General features: G+C 58.4%; 18 protein-coding genes and 1 tRNA gene. 10 read left to right on the top strand and 9 right to left on the bottom strand.

Annotated elements, in window-relative coordinates; genetic code table 11:
- Positions 1 to 139 precede the first annotated feature (139 nt).
- The gene (locus ACZ5A6_RS03590) at positions 140 to 2,212 is read left to right on the top strand and encodes a lytic transglycosylase domain-containing protein (protein WP_174061508.1); all 2,073 of its coding nucleotides are present in this window, start codon (positions 140 to 142) and stop codon (positions 2,210 to 2,212) included.
- Positions 2,213 to 2,359: 147 nt separating this feature from the next.
- Here the strand turns inward: ACZ5A6_RS03590 and ACZ5A6_RS03585 are convergent, their stop codons facing one another.
- The 3 genes from ACZ5A6_RS03585 to ACZ5A6_RS03575 form a co-directional block, all read right to left on the bottom strand.
- The gene (locus ACZ5A6_RS03585; RefSeq protein ID WP_003512223.1) at positions 2,360 to 3,406 is read right to left on the bottom strand and encodes a porin; all 1,047 of its coding nucleotides are present in this window, start codon (positions 3,404 to 3,406) and stop codon (positions 2,360 to 2,362) included.
- Between the two features lie 605 nt (positions 3,407 to 4,011).
- Positions 4,012 to 5,052: a porin gene (locus ACZ5A6_RS03580; protein WP_003512221.1), complete on the bottom strand. Its 1,041-nt coding sequence runs from the start codon at positions 5,050 to 5,052 to the stop codon at positions 4,012 to 4,014.
- Positions 5,053 to 5,829: 777 nt separating this feature from the next.
- Positions 5,830 to 5,920, bottom strand: a tRNA-Ser gene (locus ACZ5A6_RS03575).
- Positions 5,921 to 6,083: 163 nt separating this feature from the next.
- On the opposite strand from ACZ5A6_RS03575, the gene ACZ5A6_RS03570 reads away from it, so the two are divergent.
- Complete coding sequence (locus ACZ5A6_RS03570; RefSeq protein WP_003512218.1) at positions 6,084 to 6,425, top strand: hypothetical protein; 342 nt, start codon at positions 6,084 to 6,086, stop codon at positions 6,423 to 6,425.
- A 95-nt stretch (positions 6,426 to 6,520) separates the two neighbouring features.
- On the top strand, positions 6,521 to 6,697 hold the full coding sequence (locus ACZ5A6_RS03565) for a hypothetical protein (protein ID WP_164876626.1): 177 nt from the start codon (positions 6,521 to 6,523) through the stop codon (positions 6,695 to 6,697).
- 3 nt (positions 6,698 to 6,700) lie between these two features.
- On the opposite strand, the gene ACZ5A6_RS03560 is transcribed toward ACZ5A6_RS03565, so the two are convergent.
- Positions 6,701 to 7,501: an aldolase/citrate lyase family protein gene (locus ACZ5A6_RS03560; RefSeq protein WP_038490437.1), complete on the bottom strand. Its 801-nt coding sequence runs from the start codon at positions 7,499 to 7,501 to the stop codon at positions 6,701 to 6,703.
- A gap of 7 nt (positions 7,502 to 7,508) precedes the next feature.
- The gene (locus ACZ5A6_RS03555) at positions 7,509 to 8,726 is read right to left on the bottom strand and encodes an FAD-dependent oxidoreductase (RefSeq protein WP_174061509.1); all 1,218 of its coding nucleotides are present in this window, start codon (positions 8,724 to 8,726) and stop codon (positions 7,509 to 7,511) included.
- A gap of 328 nt (positions 8,727 to 9,054) precedes the next feature.
- On the opposite strand from ACZ5A6_RS03555, the gene ACZ5A6_RS03550 reads away from it, so the two are divergent.
- Together ACZ5A6_RS03550 and ACZ5A6_RS03545 are read left to right on the top strand one after the other, a co-directional pair.
- Entirely contained in the window at positions 9,055 to 9,402 is a 348-nt protein-coding gene (locus ACZ5A6_RS03550; protein WP_013635784.1) for a hypothetical protein, read from the top strand.
- A gap of 159 nt (positions 9,403 to 9,561) precedes the next feature.
- Complete coding sequence (locus ACZ5A6_RS03545; RefSeq protein WP_464111046.1) at positions 9,562 to 10,674, top strand: pyridoxal phosphate-dependent aminotransferase; 1,113 nt, start codon at positions 9,562 to 9,564, stop codon at positions 10,672 to 10,674.
- Between the two features lie 408 nt (positions 10,675 to 11,082).
- Here ACZ5A6_RS03545 and ACZ5A6_RS03540 read toward each other — a convergent pair whose 3' ends face one another.
- The gene (locus ACZ5A6_RS03540) at positions 11,083 to 11,349 is read right to left on the bottom strand and encodes an SEL1-like repeat protein (RefSeq protein ID WP_003496982.1); all 267 of its coding nucleotides are present in this window, start codon (positions 11,347 to 11,349) and stop codon (positions 11,083 to 11,085) included.
- 481 nt (positions 11,350 to 11,830) lie between these two features.
- Between ACZ5A6_RS03540 and ACZ5A6_RS03535 the strand changes: the two genes are divergently transcribed.
- The 5 genes from ACZ5A6_RS03535 to amn all read left to right on the top strand — a co-directional run bounded on the left by ACZ5A6_RS03535 (position 11,831) and on the right by amn (position 15,021).
- The gene (locus tag ACZ5A6_RS03535) at positions 11,831 to 12,169 is read left to right on the top strand and encodes a DUF2147 domain-containing protein (RefSeq protein ID WP_013635782.1); all 339 of its coding nucleotides are present in this window, start codon (positions 11,831 to 11,833) and stop codon (positions 12,167 to 12,169) included.
- A 121-nt stretch (positions 12,170 to 12,290) separates the two neighbouring features.
- Complete coding sequence (locus tag ACZ5A6_RS03530; RefSeq protein WP_003512208.1) at positions 12,291 to 12,887, top strand: P-loop NTPase family protein; 597 nt, start codon at positions 12,291 to 12,293, stop codon at positions 12,885 to 12,887.
- Positions 12,888 to 13,046: 159 nt separating this feature from the next.
- Complete coding sequence (locus ACZ5A6_RS03525; protein ID WP_013635780.1) at positions 13,047 to 13,229, top strand: hypothetical protein; 183 nt, start codon at positions 13,047 to 13,049, stop codon at positions 13,227 to 13,229.
- A gap of 10 nt (positions 13,230 to 13,239) precedes the next feature.
- On the top strand, positions 13,240 to 13,413 hold the full coding sequence (locus ACZ5A6_RS03520; protein ID WP_003509979.1) for a hypothetical protein: 174 nt from the start codon (positions 13,240 to 13,242) through the stop codon (positions 13,411 to 13,413).
- A 102-nt stretch (positions 13,414 to 13,515) separates the two neighbouring features.
- The gene (amn, locus tag ACZ5A6_RS03515) at positions 13,516 to 15,021 is read left to right on the top strand and encodes an AMP nucleosidase (RefSeq protein ID WP_003512205.1); all 1,506 of its coding nucleotides are present in this window, start codon (positions 13,516 to 13,518) and stop codon (positions 15,019 to 15,021) included.
- A 212-nt stretch (positions 15,022 to 15,233) separates the two neighbouring features.
- Here the strand turns inward: amn and ACZ5A6_RS03510 are convergent, their stop codons facing one another.
- The 3 genes from ACZ5A6_RS03510 to ACZ5A6_RS03500 all read right to left on the bottom strand — a co-directional run bounded on the left by ACZ5A6_RS03510 (position 15,234) and on the right by ACZ5A6_RS03500 (position 18,258).
- On the bottom strand, positions 15,234 to 15,704 hold the full coding sequence (locus tag ACZ5A6_RS03510; RefSeq protein ID WP_038490422.1) for an OsmC family protein: 471 nt from the start codon (positions 15,702 to 15,704) through the stop codon (positions 15,234 to 15,236).
- Positions 15,705 to 15,763: 59 nt separating this feature from the next.
- Complete coding sequence (locus ACZ5A6_RS03505) at positions 15,764 to 17,140, bottom strand: aspartate aminotransferase family protein (protein ID WP_174061511.1); 1,377 nt, start codon at positions 17,138 to 17,140, stop codon at positions 15,764 to 15,766.
- A 209-nt stretch (positions 17,141 to 17,349) separates the two neighbouring features.
- Positions 17,350 to 18,258, bottom strand: a complete 909-nt coding sequence (locus ACZ5A6_RS03500) for a diacylglycerol/lipid kinase family protein (protein ID WP_174061512.1) — start codon at positions 18,256 to 18,258, stop codon at positions 17,350 to 17,352.
- Between the last annotated feature and the right edge of the window lie 145 nt (positions 18,259 to 18,403).

Here is an 18,403-nt window from a genome sequence, read left to right as displayed (position 1 = left end):
AGCACAGTCTCCGTAGATTCCAGAGCGGGATCTGAGGCGAAACTCATAGGTGCAACGCACTGGCGCATTTCGCAATCCCGCTGCAATGAAACGACAATACAAGAAGGTCGATTGTTTCCGTCCAGTGATGAAGAGCGGTATGAAAAAGACAGTTTGGGGATTGATGGCGGCAGGTCTTGCCGCGACCGTTTGGAACGCGCTGGCCGGCCCCGTGCCGGAAGCTGCCGTGCCGCTTCCCTATGTGAAGCCGAATGCGCCTGCTATTCCCGCCTTCATGCCGGCCTCGCCCGAAATTACCGGCGCCATACCACGCCTTAACCGGCCTGACGATGCGAGCCAGCTTAAAGCCGGACTGGATGCGCTTTCCAGCCGCGACACGACACGCGCCATCGCCGTTCGCAACGCCATGCAGACAGGCAGTCTCGACCGGCATATTCTTACCTGGGCGATTGCCATTTCCGGGCAAAAGGACGTGCCTTCCGCCGAAATCACTACAGCCCAGAGCGAACTGGCGGGGTGGCCAGGTGCGGCGACGCTGCGCGCCAATTCCGAAAAGGCGCTTTACCGCGAAAATCCACCGGCACCCCAGGTGCTTGCCGCTTTTGGCAGCGGCCGGCCGGAAACAGCCGAGGGCACCGTTGTGCTCGCCAAGGCCCTCACCTCTTCCGGCAAGGTTTTGGAAGCACAACGCCTCATTCGCCGGCTCTGGGTGAGCGAAGGCATGGACAAGGACATGGAAGACCGTGTTCTTGCCGAGTTCCCCACTTATCTGACGCCCGCCGACCACAAGGCGCGGATGGATTATCTGATGTATCGCAGCCGAATCGGCCAGGCGAAACGTTTCGGTGATCTCGGCAAGGCGCAGTCGCTCTACAATGCCTGGGCCGCCGTGCTGCAGCGCTCAGGCAATGCCGTGGCGCTGCTGGGCAAGGTTGACGCCAACTTGCGCAGCGACCCTGCTTTTCTCTTCGCGCGCATCGAAAATCTCCGCAACCAGCAGAAATATCCGGAAGCCGCAGCACTTTTAAAGCAGGCGCCGAAGGACACGGCAAAACTCGTCAATCCCGGCGAGTGGTGGAACGAGCGGCGAATCATCGCGCGCGGCGTCGCCGATCTCGGCGATTTTGCCGAAGCCTATCGCATCGTTGCCAATCATTCGGCCACATCAGCCGTCGATGTTGCCGACGCGGAATTCCATGCTGGCTGGTATGCGTTGCGGGCGCTGCGCGATCCCGCCACGGCCTCACGCCACTTCAACACCCTTTTGCAGACCTCGAACCGGCCACTTTCCGCCTCGCGGGCCTATTATTGGCTGGGGCGGGCGGCGGAAGTGGGCGGGCCGGGCAATGCCCGCGATTTCTTCACCAAGGCGGCTGCCCATTCCGGCACCTTTTACGGCCAGCTTGCCGCCGCACGAATCGATGCAAAGACGCTGAACGTCACATACCCTGCTCCGAGCGCTGCCGACCGTGAACGATTTGCCGGCCGCGAAGCCGTGCGGGCCATCGACAGGCTGGAAGCCGCAGGCTACGGCTGGCGGGCTGACAGCCTCTACAGGTCATTGGCAGATCAGCTCGACAGCCCGGGCGAGCTTGCCATTCTGGCAGCAAGGGCAGAGGGCAACGGCAACCATCAGGTATCACTGCAAATCGGCAAGACGGCCTTCAGCCGGGGCATCGATGCGGCCGCCCTTGCCTATCCGCTCGGTGTCATTCCCGCCAGTGCCAATATTGCCGGCTCCGGCAAGGCGCTTGCCTATGCCATCGCCCGGCAGGAAAGCGCCTTCAACCCGGCCGCTGTCTCCGCTGCCAATGCCCGCGGACTACTGCAATTATTGCCCGGAACCGCCAAGGGCGTGGCCGGACGCCACGGCCTGCCCTACACTCAGGCGATGCTGACCAGCGACGCCGGATATAACGCCACGCTCGGCGCACATTATCTCGGCGAACAGATCGACAGTTTCGGCGGCTCCTACATCCTCACCTTCATCGCCTATAATGCCGGCCCGAAACGCGTGCCGGAATGGATCGCCCGCTATGGCGACCCCCGCGGCAAGCCTATCGACGATGTCGTGGACTGGATCGAGCGCATCCCCTTCCCCGAAACCCGCAATTACGTGCAGCGGGTGATGGAGAATTATCAGGTCTACAAGACGAGGCTGGGGCAACAGGCCGATATTGTCGATGACCTGCGTCATGGCCGGGCGGGATAGAACACCGGTTCATCAGTTGATCACTCTCAACACGTCAAAGCACCGGCAGGCCCGGTGCTTTTTTTTTGTTTTCAGGATTTACCGCACTCAAACGAAAAAGCCCGGCTCGAGAGCCGGGCTTTCCATCACTGACAATGTCAGATCAGATTAGAACGAACGCTGCAGACGAACGAAACCGGTGACCTGATCGTCAGCGCCATCTTCGTCGTAGTAGTTCGCGGTAACCTTGGTGCTCAGACCTTCGGTGATCTTGTAGTCAACCGTCAGACCAGCGGTCCAGGCATCACGGTCACCAACGAAGTCACCATCAACCGGGTTGACGTCGAGCTTGCTCAGATATTCGAAGCCGGGCGTGATGGTCAGGCGGTCGGTAGCCTTAACAGCATACTCAACAGCAACAGCCCATTCAGACTTTGCGTAGTAAGCGTTGTCACCCGAAGCCCATACACCTGCGAGGCCGAACGTGCCCGGACCAACGTCTGCGAACAGGATGCCGCGCACCGCAACGTTTTCGGCATCGAAGTCGTAGCTGGCAATCAAGTTGGCAGAAACTGCGCCGAACTTGCCGCCGATCATGCCACCGATACCTACGTTGTTATCCGGATCGTAACGAAACTGACCGAACTGGCCTTCAAGCTCGTCAACCGAGATAGCAGCCTGGAAAGAACCTGCATCGTAGGTGTACTTGATCGAGTTGAACAGGGTGTTCGTGGACAGAATGTCGGTTTCGCCATTCAGATCGTCGTCCCACCAGCTGTAGAACTTACCGACCTTCAGGCCGCCGAGTTCGATGAAGGCCTGGTCAACGAAAACGCTGGAGCCAGAAGCAGTACCGTTGTCGGCATTGCCACGGAAGCCAATGAAGCCACGCAGAGCGCCGAGTTCGGTGTCGGTGCGTGTGTCGATTTCGAACTGAGCGCGCGTGAACGAATCCCAGTCAGACGTGCCGCCAGCAGCGGTGCCTGCGCTTGAACCGTTACCACGATTAAAGTCGGTCTGGAAACGGATGTAACCGCCGAACTTCAGGCAGGTTTCGGTGCCGGGGATGTAGAAGAAGCCGGTGCCGAAAGCGTCGCAAACGCGAACGTATTCCAGGGGCTCAGGCTCAGCAGCGACGATAGCGTCGGCAGCGTGAGCGCCGGATACTGCTGCGAGAGCCGCAGCGGAGCCGATCAAAAGGCTCTTGATGTTCATGGTTGACCTCCAGTCAAACGCTTAATCTTCTAAGCAGCGAGTGGGAAACACAAATCGATGCGTGCCGCTTATGGAGATGATTAGAGCCAAAACCGGCCGGACAGGCAATCGCAATCGTGACAAAAGGAAGACAGTAAGGTGCCCTTAGTTTTGCATTGTTGCGAAATAGCTACAATTCTAATTTCCCCAACTCCAATTCTTAATGAGTCGTTAATTTCTTATTTATTTCACATACTTACGAGGAATGGCAAAATTTCCTCGCGAGCTAGACTCGGCCCGCAAGCAGGATACCGACGCAATCAGGCCACGCGAACTTGTCAAAAGAGCGATTTACAGGGCTGTAGATTCGGACATGCTCAGCGCTCAGAACCGCCTCACCGCCCCGCTTGATATATTGCGCCCAAGCAAGAGATGCTGAACGAATCGGCAGCCATGGACGCCGTCTGACGTCAGTCAGAGAAAATGGACTCGGAGACCTGCAATCAATCGTGGCTGACCACCTTTGCAGTGATGCGTCACACGCGCCTTCCGAGGGCAGATTGACAGAAAATGAAAAAGCCCGGCTCGAGAGCCGGGCTTTCCTTCACTGACAATGTCAGATCAGATTAGAACGAACGCTGAAGGCGCACGAAACCGGTAACCTGGTCGTCACGGTTGTCGATGTCAACGTAGTTAACAGCGATCTTCGTGGAGAGGCCCTGGGTGATCTTGTAATCAACCGTCAGACCAGCCTTCCAGCCGTCGTCGTTCGAGAAGTCGTCGAAGGAAACGAGGCCGTAGTTGCCATAGTACTGCGCGCCGGGGGTGATCGTCAGCTTTTCAGTTGCCTTGATGGCATATTCAGCTGCAACTGCCCACTCGGAGACGTTGTAGTAAGCGTTTGCGCCAGAAGCCCAAACACCGGCCAGACCGAGCGTGCCCGGACCAACGTCAGCCGTTGCGATCAGGCGAACGGAGCCGTTTTCGCGGTCGGTGTCGTAGCCGCCGATGAGCTGGAAGGAAGCAGCGCCGAGCTTGGCGCCAACGCCGAGAGCAACACCAACGTTGTTGTCGGATTCGTTGAACGGACCAACAGAGATGCCTTCGAGTTCGTCAACCGAAGCGCCTGCCCAGAACGAGCCAGCGTCGTAGGTGTAACGAATGGAGTTGAACAGAGCGTTGGAAGACAGCTCGTCCGTTTCGCCAGAAAGGCCATCGTCCCACCAGCTGTAGAACTTACCGACCTTCAGGCCGCCGAGTTCGATGAAGGCCTGGTCAACGAAAACGCTGGAACCAGAAGCAGAACCGTTGTCGGCATTGCCACGGAAGCCGATGAAGCCACGCAGAGCACCGAGTTCGGTGTCGGTACGGGTGTCAACTTCGAACTGAGCGCGCGTGAAAGCGTCCCAATCAGACGTGCCGCCGTTGTTGGTGCCAGCGCTCGTGCCGTTACCATTCTTGAAGTCTACCTGGAAACGAACGTAACCCTGGAACTTCAGGCAGGTTTCGGTGCCGGGGATGTAGAAGAAGCCGGTGCCGAAAGCGTCGCAAACGCGAACGTATTCCAGGGGCTCAGGCTCAGCAGCGACGATAGCGTCGGCAGCGTGAGCGCCGGATACTGCTGCGAGAGCCGCAGCGGAGCCGATGAGAAGGCTCTTGATGTTCATGATTGACCTCCAGTCAAAGTTTTTAAGTGGGTCTGGGTACTTTTGCCGAAGGACAGCATTCCCTGCCCCATTCCCGTGTTCTTAGAAGCCAAACGATCCACCGCCTCGCTTCTGGTCGTGAAAATACAAAAGGTTTCGCCGCTTGCAATCGCCAACATCCGATAAAGCGCATTTACGTACATGCTTCATTTCGGTTTGTTGCGGAAACAGCACACAGTGGGCACACGGCCCACAGGCGGCTTTACCATGCGTTAAGAAATGACTTGAAAATCCGTTAGTTAGCGCGGTTAACAAGGTCTTTCTAAACTATAGGCCTTTTCGGAGATCCCTTGCCCCGCAGGGGAACGGCGACGGAAACTTTTGCCCCGCTCCGGCGCCACCCTTAGTATGGCGCCCGGGTGCGCAAATAGAAACAACAGTGAAACCCGAGCGGTTCGCCACCGATTCCCCATCAACGATTCGGCTCGCAGGCTCCGGCACTTCAATTGTTTGGCCGATTGCGTCCGCAAGCGTTATGGGACGAGTCGCGAAAACGGCGCGGGATACGAGTGTGTGTCACTTGGGTACAGAGTGCTTTATAACTGCCTGCAAGAAACGAGGGGCAGAATCGAGTCGGCCCATTAGCTCTCTCCACTATCCTGCGGTTTATCGCAGGGGCCCGGAGTTTCGCGAAATGTGCTGAAGAACGAACTGGCATGCGGAAACGCATGCTTTGGGTGTCTGCTGGGAAGAAGTAGCTGTTTAGGGAGATTTATAATTTCAGGCTTCGTGCCGGAATGGCGGAGAGGATGGGATTCGAACCCACGATACGCTTTTGACGTATACTCCCTTAGCAGGGGAGCGCCTTCGACCACTCGGCCACCTCTCCGGTGCGGCCTGATTATTGCTTTAAAAAAATGAATGCAAGGGTTTTCCGCCAAGAAGCCGAAAAACCTGTTGGCCGAACACCCGCCAGCGAAACTTTGCGGGCCATTGGGGAACTTCTTCTCTTCCGGGACGTTCTGGCTTCGGTAACAAAAAGAGGTGTTCTAATGGCTCAGACCAAACTGAATGTTGTCGAAGATACGATCGAAAACCAGATTGCGGAGTTGCGTTCGCAGATTTCGTCTCTCTCCAAGTCCGTTTCCGCTCGTGCGGAAGGCGTTGGTGAAGATGCATCCGAATTTCTGGATGAGGCTCGTGGCCGCGTTCGCAAGGCGGCAAGCAATGTGCGCGCCCAGGGCCAGAACGTTGTGGAAGCAGTCAAGGAAAACCCCGGCACTGCAACGTCGCTGCTGACGATCGTAGGCGCACTCGGCTTTGCGATCGGTTATGCGGTCGGCGCTGGTACGCAGCAGAGTTCTTCGAACAGCAGCCTTTATCGCTGGCGTTGATTGCCGCACTAGAGGCTAGAATTCAGGCAAGGTGGGATACGTTCCGCCTTGCCTGTTCGCATTTATTTTAGAGAATTGACGACCCGGGGGCGGAAATGATGTTTAGCAGCGATCTTGAAGAAGCATTGTCGGATTTCGCGAGAGATCACGGCATTGACAGGGATGAGGCTATCCAGCGCATCGTCCGCGCGGCACTCATCAATAACGGCTATCTCGCTTCCGGCGAAGAAGGCATTCCGCCGGAAAAGCTGAACGCCAGCAACGATGACTAAGACTCAATATCCGGATTTGGATGGCGCAGGCGCTGCCCCGCCCTTGTAGCGGCTGGAAAGCGCACGCAGTGTATTGGAAAACTCCGTAACATCGGCGCCAACAGCCACGAAAGATGCGCCGAGTTCCAGATAACGGCGATTGAAGGTCTCGTTGAAGGTGAGAATGCCCGCAGCTTTGCCGGCCGCGACGATCTTGACGATCGCTGCCTCGATTACGGCCTGCACTTCCGGCTCGTCCAGCCTGCCGAGATAGCCCATATCCGCAGCAAGATCGGCCGGGCCTATGAAAATGCCGTCCACACCTTCCACCGCAAGAATATTGTCGAGATCATTGATCGCGGCGCGCGTTTCGGCCTGCACCAGCAGGCACACGCTGTCGGACGCACTGTCGGCATAATCGGTTATGGTGTTGAAGGCTGAGGCGCGGGCAACCGCCGCCCCCATGCCGCGAATGCCGCGCGGCGGATAGTGCATCGCGCTGACCAAATCTTCAGCTTGCGCCGCCGAATCGACCATCGGCACCAGAAGCGTGCGGGCGCCTGCGTCCAGCAGCTGCTTGATCATCCAGCTTTCGCCAACAGGCACACGCACCACCGGTTCGGCGGGCGATGTGGCGAGAGCGCGCAATTGGTCGATGATGCTGCGAAGATCGTTTGGGCCGTGCTCACCATCGATGACCAGCCAGTCGAAACCCGCTGTTCCGGCAATTTCCGCCGTGATGGCCTCACCCATATCGAGCCAGAGGCCGATTTGCGGCCTGCCGGCGTGGATGGCTGTTTTGAAACGATTTTCGGGAGCGGGCATGATGTCCTCAGGAAAGCAGTAATTTCAGATCGGCGGACGGGTCCGCCAGGATGGCGCGATCCGGCTCAGCGCCGGTATCGAGCAGTTTTTTGCCGGAAACATAAGCCTTGGCATCGTTGACGGCGTCGACCGCCACGAATCGCCCGTCGCGGAAATACCAGACCGACCAGCTGCCTTCGCGCGCGCCGGGCCGCAGCACCGTCTCGTCATAACCGAGGTTGAAGCCGGCGATCTGCAGCTTTACCTCGTATTGATCAGACCAGAACCAGGGTTTGGCATCATAGGCGACTTCAGCGCCTGCCAGTACATGCGCGGCGGCCTCGGCCTGATCAACCGCGTTCTGGACTGATTCGAGACGCACAAGCTGGCCCCGCCACGGCAGCAACGCGCAATCGCCCACCGCGTGGATATCCTTGTCCGAGCTGCGGGTGTGTTCATCCACCACGATGCCATTGCCGACATCGAGGCCCGATTCGCGGGCAAGGCGATCGTTCGGGGTTACGCCAATGCCGACGATGACGAAATCCACGTCAAGCACCGAACCATCGGAAAGCTCGGCAGCGGCCACCCGGCCATCCATGCCGACGAGCCGCACGAGGCCGGTCTTTTCGCGGATGGAGACGCCGTGCTCCTGATGGATGCCGCGCATGATATCGGCGGTTTCCTTTGCCGCCACGCGCTGGAGAATGCGGTCGGCCATTTCGATCAGCGTGACCTCGAGACCGAGCTTGCGGGCGACGGCTGCCGCTTCCAGACCGATATAACCACCGCCGATAACCAGCAGCCTGCGGCCGGGTTTCATTTCCTCAAACAGCCGGTCAGCATCGCGCTTGTCGCGAACGGTCAGAACACCTTCAAGATCGCCACCGATGCTGGCGGGCAGCTCGCGGGGTGCAGCACCGGTCGCCAGTACCAGCTTGTCGTAGGAAAGCGTGCTGCCATCCTGCATGCGAACGGATTTGGCAGCGCGGTCTACCTCCTCCACGAAGGTGGAGAGCCGGATATCGACATTGTTTTCCGCGTACCACTCCTCAGGCCGAAACATCAGCCGGTCGAAGCTCATCTCGCCTAAAAGGTATTTTTTCGACAGTGGCGGCCGTTGATAAGGATAGGCATCCTCCGAGCCGATGATGGTGATGGGGCGCTCATCCTTCAGCGCCCTGAGCTTTGCCGCCAGCGCGAAAGCGGCCTGCCCCGCCCCGACGATTACCAGCCTTCCCGCCACATTTCACTCCCAGAACAATCGCCAATGGGCAGATTTGCCGCACCCTGCGAAGCCATATTGCGGGATCAGGCGTAACGCCAAGTACGGCCCGCGTCAACCGTACAGCGCCACCAGCCCGGTGCAAGCATGACACATTATCACCCCAGACTGCGACACCCTTGCAACCGGAAGGAGCCGGGTGCATTTCCTCAAGGGAAACATCGGCTTCCGACAGGCGGTCTGGCCCATGTCGAGACGCACAACAGACAATTGCGCGGATTTCCTTCACGCACTGGCAAGGAAGCAGCGTTAAAATCGGCATCAGGAAAAGGCAATCCGGGAGGTTGTCATGGCTTTACATATTGATCACCGTCAAAGCGTCCCGCAGGACGAGCAATACGAGAAGTTTCAGATCGACCGGCCCGGAAAGATCACCTTCATCGGGCATCACCTCAGCGCCAAGGATACCATGCGCTGCCTGGTGCGCAGCATCTCGCTTTATGGCGCAGAGATCGAGGTCAGCCCGCATCTGGAGATGCCCACTAATTTCTATCTGGAAATTCTCGGCATTCGCGATGAGATCGGCTGCAACCTGATCCGCAGGGAAGAGGAAAAGGTCACCATCGGATTCAACATGTTGATCGACGCGGAATTCCTGCACCATGTGCGCAGGCTGAGTTTCGAGACCAGCGTCTGAGCCGCATCGGCCGATTCGCGGCCGAGTTTTTCTCTCACGGCGCGACGGTGGAAAAAACTGTTCCAAAACAGGCTTCCGGTAACCGGGCGCGACTTGCGTCCGGTTTTTTTGCACCTATTGTGTGCCGGGTTTTCAAACAGGTACTGGAAATCTCAGCCAATGTCCGCTTTCTCACGTCTTACGCCGCTTGCCGTCTCTCTTCCTTCAACCGTTCCCTTCGTCGGCCCGGAAGCCATCGAGCGGGGCCGCGGCCTGAAGGTGGAAGCGCGGATAGGCGCCAATGAAAGCGGGTTCGGTCCTGCCCCATCCGTGCTTATGGCCATGCGGGATGCGGCGGCCGAGACCTGGATGTACAGCGATCCGGAAAATTTCGAACTGAAGGAAGCACTCGCCATCCACCACGGCGTTTCGCGTGGCAATATCGCCATTGGCGGCGGTGTCGATGGTTTGCTGGGTGAGATCGCCAGGCTAATCGTTGAGCCGGGCACGCCGGTGGTCACCTCGTTCGGCGGTTATCCTACTTTCAACTACCATGTGAACGGCTTTGGCGGAAAACTCGTGACCACGCCATATGTCGACGATCACGAGAACCTCGACGGGCTTCTCGATCTCGTCATCCGGGAAAATGCACCGCTGGTCTATTTCGCCAATCCCGACAATCCGATGGGAAGCTGGTGGGAGGCAAGCGAGGTCGTGGCCTTTGCCCGTGCGCTGCCGGAAACCTGCCTGCTCATTCTGGACGAGGCCTATTGCGAGACCGCACCTGCCAGCGCCGTGCCAAGCATCGACGCCCTTATCGGCCAGCCGAACATCCTGCGCATGCGGACTTTCTCGAAAGCCTATGGGCTTGCCGGCGCCCGCGTGGGGTATGCCATCGGCACGCTCGGCAATGTCGAAGCCTTCGACAAGATCCGCAATCATTTCGGCATGGCACGCGTTTCGGTCGCCGGCGCATTGGCGGCACTGAAGGATCAGGCCTATCTGCATGACGTCGTTGGAAAAATTGCGGTGGCTCGAGATCGCATTTCCGCGATTGCCCGCAATAACGGCCTCTCGCCCCTGCCGTCGGCAACCAATTTCGTCACCATCGATTGCCAGCGCGACGGCACTTACGCCCGCGCCATCGTCGACGGCTTGATGGAACATGGCGTGTTCATCCGCATGCCGGGCGTGGCGCCGCTCAACCGCTGCATTCGTGTGAGTGTGGGACCTGATGACAAGCTTGATCTTTTTGAACAGGCATTGCCGAAGGTCATCAAGGCGCTGGGTTGAGGTTTCGCTTGCCTTCTCATTCCTGTTCTTGTCACAGGAATCGAGCCAGCCCAAGTCCTTGGGCTGAGAGGAGTCTTTCGCCACACGGACGTGTGCCGGCTGGATCCCCGTGGCAGACAAAGGGATGAGGATGGCGAGCCAGGCGGCATATGGTGCGATCGACCATTGCGTGCATCGATTCAACATCCTCTGACAAACCCCTGTTCGCGAATCGTTTTCCATCAACCGACATCGCCAGACATAAGAAAACCGCGCCGGCCTTGTTTCTGCCGGTCGCGGTTTGATGTGTCAGCGCAAAAGCTCCTTTTCAAAGCCCTCGCCGCATTCCCCTTCGGGTTTACTTTCGTTTGTACCGGTCATCGGGACTGGAGGGAACCGGACCGGAAATTCTGTCGCGGATCAGGTGCGTCAGTGCATCGTCATCCAGTCGCGTGCGGCACGCAGCGCTTCGGCCAGTTCCGCCTTGGTCATGTTGCGGGCAAGATCTGCTCGCAGCGAAGCGGCTCTTTCCGATCCGCGGATCGCGGCGATGTTGAGCCATTTGTGGGCCGCGACCAGATCCACCTTGCATCCCCGGCCGGTCGCATAGACCAGGCCGAGATTGCAAAGGGTGTCGGCGCGGGTTTCGCCACCGGCAACTGCCATTTCGATATCGCGAATTTCAAAGCGTGCCATCGTTTTAATCCCTGTCTTCTCGCCTGTTTCATCAAGTGCCTTCTTGTCGAGGCTAACCTTTGGAACTGCCGTCTTTTGCGGCTTTTTTGTTCTTCCGGCCGGCAGGTTTTCCCTGCGCTTTTGATGACCCCAATATGTCATGAGGCTTTCAACGGGCGCTTAAAAGGCATGATTAATGGGCCGCAAACAAACTGCAAACGATTGGTAAAATTGGGTTTTTGTTAAATATCACGAGGTGCGGAAATTAAGGACTTTCGAGCGAATTTTACGAAAACTTTAGAATTGGATTTCAACCCTTCATTCACCACGATCCAAACAACGGTTTTTCGAATTGCCCCTCTCCCACTCTCCTAACCGACGCAAATGCCGTCTCGCAGCTGGAATTTTCTGTTTCCTTTTACGTGAACGTCAAATACTATCCGAATGCCCGTGCGGAGGACGAAACGGGCAAAGAAAGCGCGACATGGACGGAGGAGTTTTTATGAAGCGTGTGATGATGATTGCCGCAGGCCTGCTGATCGGCAGCAACCTTGCTTTTGCTGCTGAGCCCATTGAAGGCAACTGGAAGACGGCGAGCGGCGAGACAGCCGTAATCGGCCCCTGCGGCGCAGCTTTCTGCGTGACGCTGAAGACAGGCAAACATGCGGGAAAACAGATCGGCAAGCTTTCCGGCAAGGGAAACAGCTATTCGGGCGATATTACCGATCCCGCCAATGACAAGACCTATAGCGGCTCCGGCACCGTTTCCGGCAATTCGCTGAGCATGAAGGGCTGCGTGCTGAAAATCCTGTGCAAATCGCAGACCTGGACGCGGTTGTGAGATAAGATGCGGCGGACAGGCTTTTAACAGCCTGTCCGTCGTCGCAGACGGACGTCGTGTGTAACGCATATATCCGTTGATGTATCGTCGCGGCCCGAACGAACACTCTTAAGAGCGACGCATGCCTGCCACCCTTTCCATAATCCTGATTTCGGGTACGTCCCATGTCGGCAAAAGCACTCTAGCCGGCCTGTTAAGCGAAAAGCTCCACTGCGAGGCAATTTCAACCGACAGCCTGGCACGCCACCCCGGGAGGCCATGGCCGGGCATACCCACGCCTGTGGAGGAATATTACAGGCAGCTGTCGGCAGAAACGATCCATTGGTTTCTGAAGGTGCATCACCAGAATATCTGGCCGCTTGTGCGCGGGCTGATCGACAGCAAGACAGGCACCGGCAATATCGTCGTCTTCGAGGGCGCGGCATTGCGGCCGGAATTTATAGCGCCCCTGCTGGGCAGAACGGTTGCCGGGGTCTTTCTTCACGCACAGAATGACTTTCTCTCCGACAGAATGCGCGCGCATGCAGGATATAAAGATGCGACGGCGGGCCAGCGCCGGATCATGGACGCCTTCATTGAGCGGTCCCTGCGCGAAAATACCGAAATGCTGGCATCCGCGCGACACCATCACGTCCCGATCGTCGACATCGCCAATCCCGAAGCATTCGATGGCCTCGTCAACGAACTTAAAGCCCGTGCGGTAGCCTCTCCGGCGTGATCCAAAAGCAGGCGATTTGAGGCCGCTGAAGCCAGCCACCGCCCTAATTCACACTGGAAGTATCCCGTTAATCTCCCTGAACACCATATGAACCGGGGTCTCAGGGTCCGTTCAGTCCGAGTGTGGCAAAACTCTGTCCATGAACTCCAATAAAGGGGAATGGACATGACAAAGTTGATCAGCCGGCTGGCAATCTTCGCGTTTCTCATGGCGATCTTCGCCATGTCCTTCGCCTCGCTCGTCGTTAATCCCAACCGCAGCTTTCAGCGGGTGAATGCGGGTGCGGCGCTTGCCTGCCAGCACAGCCCGGCACCCGCCGCCAATTGCCCCGTCGTGCTGTGAGGACCGGCCGATGACGACGAGCTTTTCCAACGGCCTGTTTTCCGCACTGAGACTGGTGCTGATGGCATCGATCTTTCTAGGCCCGGTGGCGGGACTTGCAGTTTACAAGGCAGATCCCCGCCCGGCATCCAAAGGCGCCGGTTTCGTGCTGCTGATGAGCCTGCAACGCGGCGCGCTCGGCTGAGATTTCACCGCCTGCCCTTTGTCGCAGCCATTTTTCCGTTTCTTTTCAGTTTCTTCGTATTTCTGTCGCTTGCCTGTCGAAATAGGCCTCCTATAATGGGCCATGACAATAGCAAAACGAACGATTCCGCCCTTCTCCTTCATCAGCCCCGAGCCTTTCGCGCCGCAGACGTTCACGGACCCGAAAGAAGCTGTTGAGGCTTTGACCGCGCTTTACGAACGCAATACGGCGTTCCTCATCAACTCCTTCACCGAACTTGCCAAGGGTGCGCCGATTACCGGCCGCTACCGCGCCTGTTATCCGCAGGTCAGCCTCGAGACATCCACTTTCGGTCATGTCGATTCGCGCCTTTCCTATGGCCATGTCACCTCCCCCGGCGTCTATACGACGACGATCACCCGGCCGGAGCTTTTCCGCCACTACCTGAAAGAGCAGCTGGGGCTTCTGATCAAGAACCACGGCGTTCCGGTGACGGTTGCCGAATCGGCCACGCCCATTCCGCTGCATTTCGCCTTCGGCGAAGGCGCTTATGTCGAGGCGGCGGCGGCATCCTCGCTGTCCGACGTGCCGTTGCGCGATCTTTTCGACACGCCCGATCTCAACAACACCGACGATCTCATCGCCAATGGCGAATATGATCAGGTGCCCGGCGAACCCGCGCCGCTTGCGCCGTTCACCGCGCAGCGCATCGATTATTCGCTGGCCCGCCTCAGCCATTATACGGCAACGAGCGCCAGCCATTTCCAGAACTTCGTGCTGTTCACCAACTACCAGTTCTATATCGACGAATTCGCCGCATGGGCGCGGCAGTTGATGAAGAATGGTGGCGAAGGCTACACGGCCTTCGTGGAGCCGGGCAACATCATCACCCCCGCCGGTTCCGACAGACCGGACACGGATGCGGTGCTTGGCCGCCTGCCGCAGATGCCAGCCTATCACCTGAAGAAAAAGGGCCATGCCGGCATTACGCTGGTCAATATCGGCGTCGGCCCTTCCAACGCCAAGACGATCACCGACCATATCGCCGTGCTGCGCCCGCATGCCTGGCTGATGGTTGGCCATTGCGCCGGCCTGCGCAACAGCCAGCGCCTTGGCGATTATGTGCTGGCACACGCCTATGTGCGTGAGGACCACGTTCTGGACGACGACCTGCCGGTCTGGGTGCCGATCCCGGCTCTGGCGGAAGTGCAGCTGGCGCTGGAAGGTGCGGTTGCGGAAGTCACCGGTTACGAGGGATTCGAGTTGAAGCGCATCATGCGTACCGGCACCGTCGCCACGATCGACAACCGCAACTGGGAGCTTCGCGACCAGGCGGGCCCGGTCAAGCGCCTGTCGCAATCGCGCGCCATCGCACTCGACATGGAATCGGCCACCATAGCGGCCAACGGCTTCCGGTTCCGCGTGCCCTACGGCACCCTCCTCTGTGTCTCCGACAAGCCGCTGCACGGCGAATTGAAGCTGCCGGGCATGGCGACGGAGTTCTACCGCACGCAGGTTGCCCAGCATCTGCAGATCGGCATCCGCGCCGTGCAGAAACTCGCCGCCATGCCAACGGAAACGCTGCATTCGCGCAAGCTCAGAAGCTTCTACGAGACGGCGTTCCAGTAAATTTGCGCATCCATGTCCTCAAGGTGGTGATGTTGCTCAGACACCTTGAGGCGCTGCAAAGGCTGGAAACCTCTCCGTCGTTATCCTCCGGCTTGACCCGAGGATCCACCACCGGTCGACTATGGATCCTCGGGTCAAGCCCGAGGATGACGTTGAATTTGGGCCGAGCAAAATAATCCGCTACGCGCGCTGGGGAAGCAACTACATCCGTCTCAAACCACCTTCACCGTCCCCTCCACACGCACGGGAAAATTCACCGACCGGGCGATGAAGCATTTGTCGTGGGCATCGTGGTGCAGCTCATCAGCCCGCGCAAGATCACCCTTCGAGATGGTGATGACCGGTTTCAACACCACCTCGCTGAATTGCCCGGCGCCGTCCTTTTCCATCACCAGCGTGCCCTCGGCATTGTCGACATAGTCTTCAACGATGATGCCGTTGACGGAGCAGAAATGCAGGTACCATAGCTTGTGGCAGGCCGAGAGCGAGGCAACCAGAAGGTCTTCCGGGTTCCAGCGGGAGGCATCGCCGCGAAAGGCGGGATCTGAAGAGCCGACGATATCCGCTTTCCCGGACGTGGAAATCGTGTAGTCGCGTTCATAGTCACGGTATCCCGAGGTACCCTTGCCGCGATTGCCGGTCCACTTCACCTGAACGGCATAGTGATGTTCCTGTCCTGCCATTTCATTTCTCCCTTAGAGTTTTTTGTCGCATTTCCCGCACGTAAAACAACTACGCGCTTTTATTGGAAATGCTCTGGTGTATCGCGCAGGTGATCGAGCCCCTTGCGCAGAGTCTCGATGATCTGGTCCACCTCCGAGCGGCTGATCGTCAGCGCCGGTGAGGCCAGCATGCGGTCGCCGGTGGCACGCATGACGAGGCCGTTTGCCAGGCAATGGTTGCGCACGGCGGTGCCGATGTCATCCGGCTTGGCAAAACGCCTGCGGGTCGCCTTGTCGGCCGCAAGCTGCAGGCCACCCATGAGGCCGACATTCACTGCCTCACCCACCAACTCGTGGTCGGTGAGGCTTTTCCAGCCTTGCGAAAAATAAGGGCCGATATCATCCCGCACCCGTTCCACCAGCCCCTCATCCTCGATGATACGAATATTTTCCAGAGCAGCCGCGGCGCAGACGGGGTGGCCGGAATAGGTGAAGCCATGGTTGAAATCACCGACCTCGGACAACATCACATCCGCCACGCGGTCGGAAACGAGGACGCCGCCAATCGGCAGATAACCGGATGACAGGCCCTTGGCGACGGGCGCGAGGTCCGGCTCCACGCCGAAATGCTGGTAGCCGAACCAGGAACCGAGGCGGCCGAAACCGCAGATCACCTCGTCGGACACCAGCAGAATGTTGCGCGCCTTGCAGATGCGGGCGATTTCCGGCCAGTAGGTTTCCGGCGGCACAATGACCCCACCGGCGCCCTGAATGGGTTCCGCTACGAAAGCCGCGACATTCTCTTCACCGAGCTCGTCTATCTTCGCTTCCAGTTCGCGGGCCACCTTCAGGCCGAATTCCGCGGGTGAGAGATCGCCGCCTTCCGCATACCAATAGGGTTGGCCGATATGGGCGACACCCTCGATCGGCAGATTGCCCTGCTCGTGCATCCACTTCATGCCGCCGAGCGAAGCGCCGGCGACCGTAGAGCCGTGATAGCCGTTGCGGCGAGCGATCACCTTGGTCTTCGTCGGATGGCCGAGCGCCTTCCAGTAGACCCGTGCCATGCGAAACCAGGTGTCGGTGGCTTCCGAACCGGAATTGGTGAAGAACACATGGTTCATCTTCGGCCCGGCACGGGAAGCGATCTTCTGAGCCAGAAGTGTGGCTGATGGTGTCGTAGTGCCGAAAAAGGCGTTGTAATAGGGCAGTTCGTTCATCTGGCGCTGCACGACATCGGCGATCTCGCGGCGTCCGTAACCGATATTGACGCACCACAGTCCGGCAAAGGCGTCGAGATACTTCTTGCCGGTGCTGTCATAGATGAAGACGCCTTCTGCACGCTCGATGATGCGGGTGCCGCTCGCGTTCAGCTTACCCATATCGGAAAAGGGATGCAGGTGATGGGCGGCATCGATGGCGGCAAGGTTGGACACCGGCTTGGAGACTTCATTCATGACAGATCGCACTCCCGCAAAGACGACGGCGCCTTCCGGAGCCGCACCCAACCGAACATGGCCGGGCGGCTTCGATTTGGCAAGACTGGCGTTTTTTGGGGGGTCGAGACGATGGGTCGGCCTTGCCGCTTGTTTCTACTCCCCGCCGGGGAGAAGAATGCGCCGCTATCTTGAAGCAGGTTCGATTGCACCGTTATGGAGGTGGTGCGCTACGCCAAGACCCCTCGCCCCACCAGCACCTTCAATTCGCCGGCATGGACTTCAAGTGCCACGTCGCGCTCCATCGGCAGCAATTCGCCATCGATGACGCAGCGCACGTCATGGCGCTTCTTGGGGAAATGAAGTTCCACACCCGTGACGGTCGTGGCCGTTACCGCAGCGTTTTCCTTCAGCTTGCCGCGCAGGATGTCGAAAGCGAGCCTTGCGACGCCCGAGGGGCGCAGGGGATCGGTGAGATAGAAGCCGAGATGGCCGCCCGAGACATTATCCGCGACCAGAAGCGAGTTCTGCCCGAATTCATTGTTGGAGACGGAAATTGCTGACACCTTGCGGCGCTGCGTCTTGCCATTGACCGTATATTCCACCTCGAAGACCGGCGGATTGAGAATGACGCTGATGGCGGCGCGGACGCTTGCCTTGATCTTGCCAAGGCGGGAGGCGAAGGCGAGATTGTTGCGATAGCGCACCATGCGCGAATGCAGGCCTGCGGAAAACTGGTGGACGAAAAGACGGCCGTTGGCGCTGGCGATATCGACATTGGCGATCTCGCCATTCGCCAGTGTCTCCAGGACCTGGCGGATATCGAGCGGCAGCTTCAGCGAGCGGGCGAACAGGTTCATGGTGCCGGCCGGTACGATACCGAGCGCGATGCCGTGTTTCCAGGCGATACCGGCAGCGGCCGAAATCGTTCCATCACCACCGCCGGCAATGATGCCTTTGATATCAGGCTCATCGGCGGCGCGTTCCATCTCCTCGACGACTTCCTTGCCGGAGACCACGCGGCAGTCGATTGTGTGGCCGGCGCGGGAGAAGACCTCGCGGGCGTGGTCGCAGTAGGCATCCATATCCGTGGTGCGGAAGGTGCCGCCGTCACGATTGAAAATTGCAATGAGCTTCATATTTCCAACCTGATCCTGTGAGGCAGCCGCGCGTAAATGCTTGGGGTTATATAGGGTTCCAAACACCATCGCGTGAAGATGCTCTTTTGCCGAGAATCGCTCTACCGCAATGCATCATTTCATGTTAGATATCACTTAAGGTCAT

This window comes from Agrobacterium sp. 6Ca8 (assembly GCF_055382765.1).
Note: the sequence above shows the minus strand (reverse complement) of the source record. Positions and strands in the feature narration are given on the sequence as shown.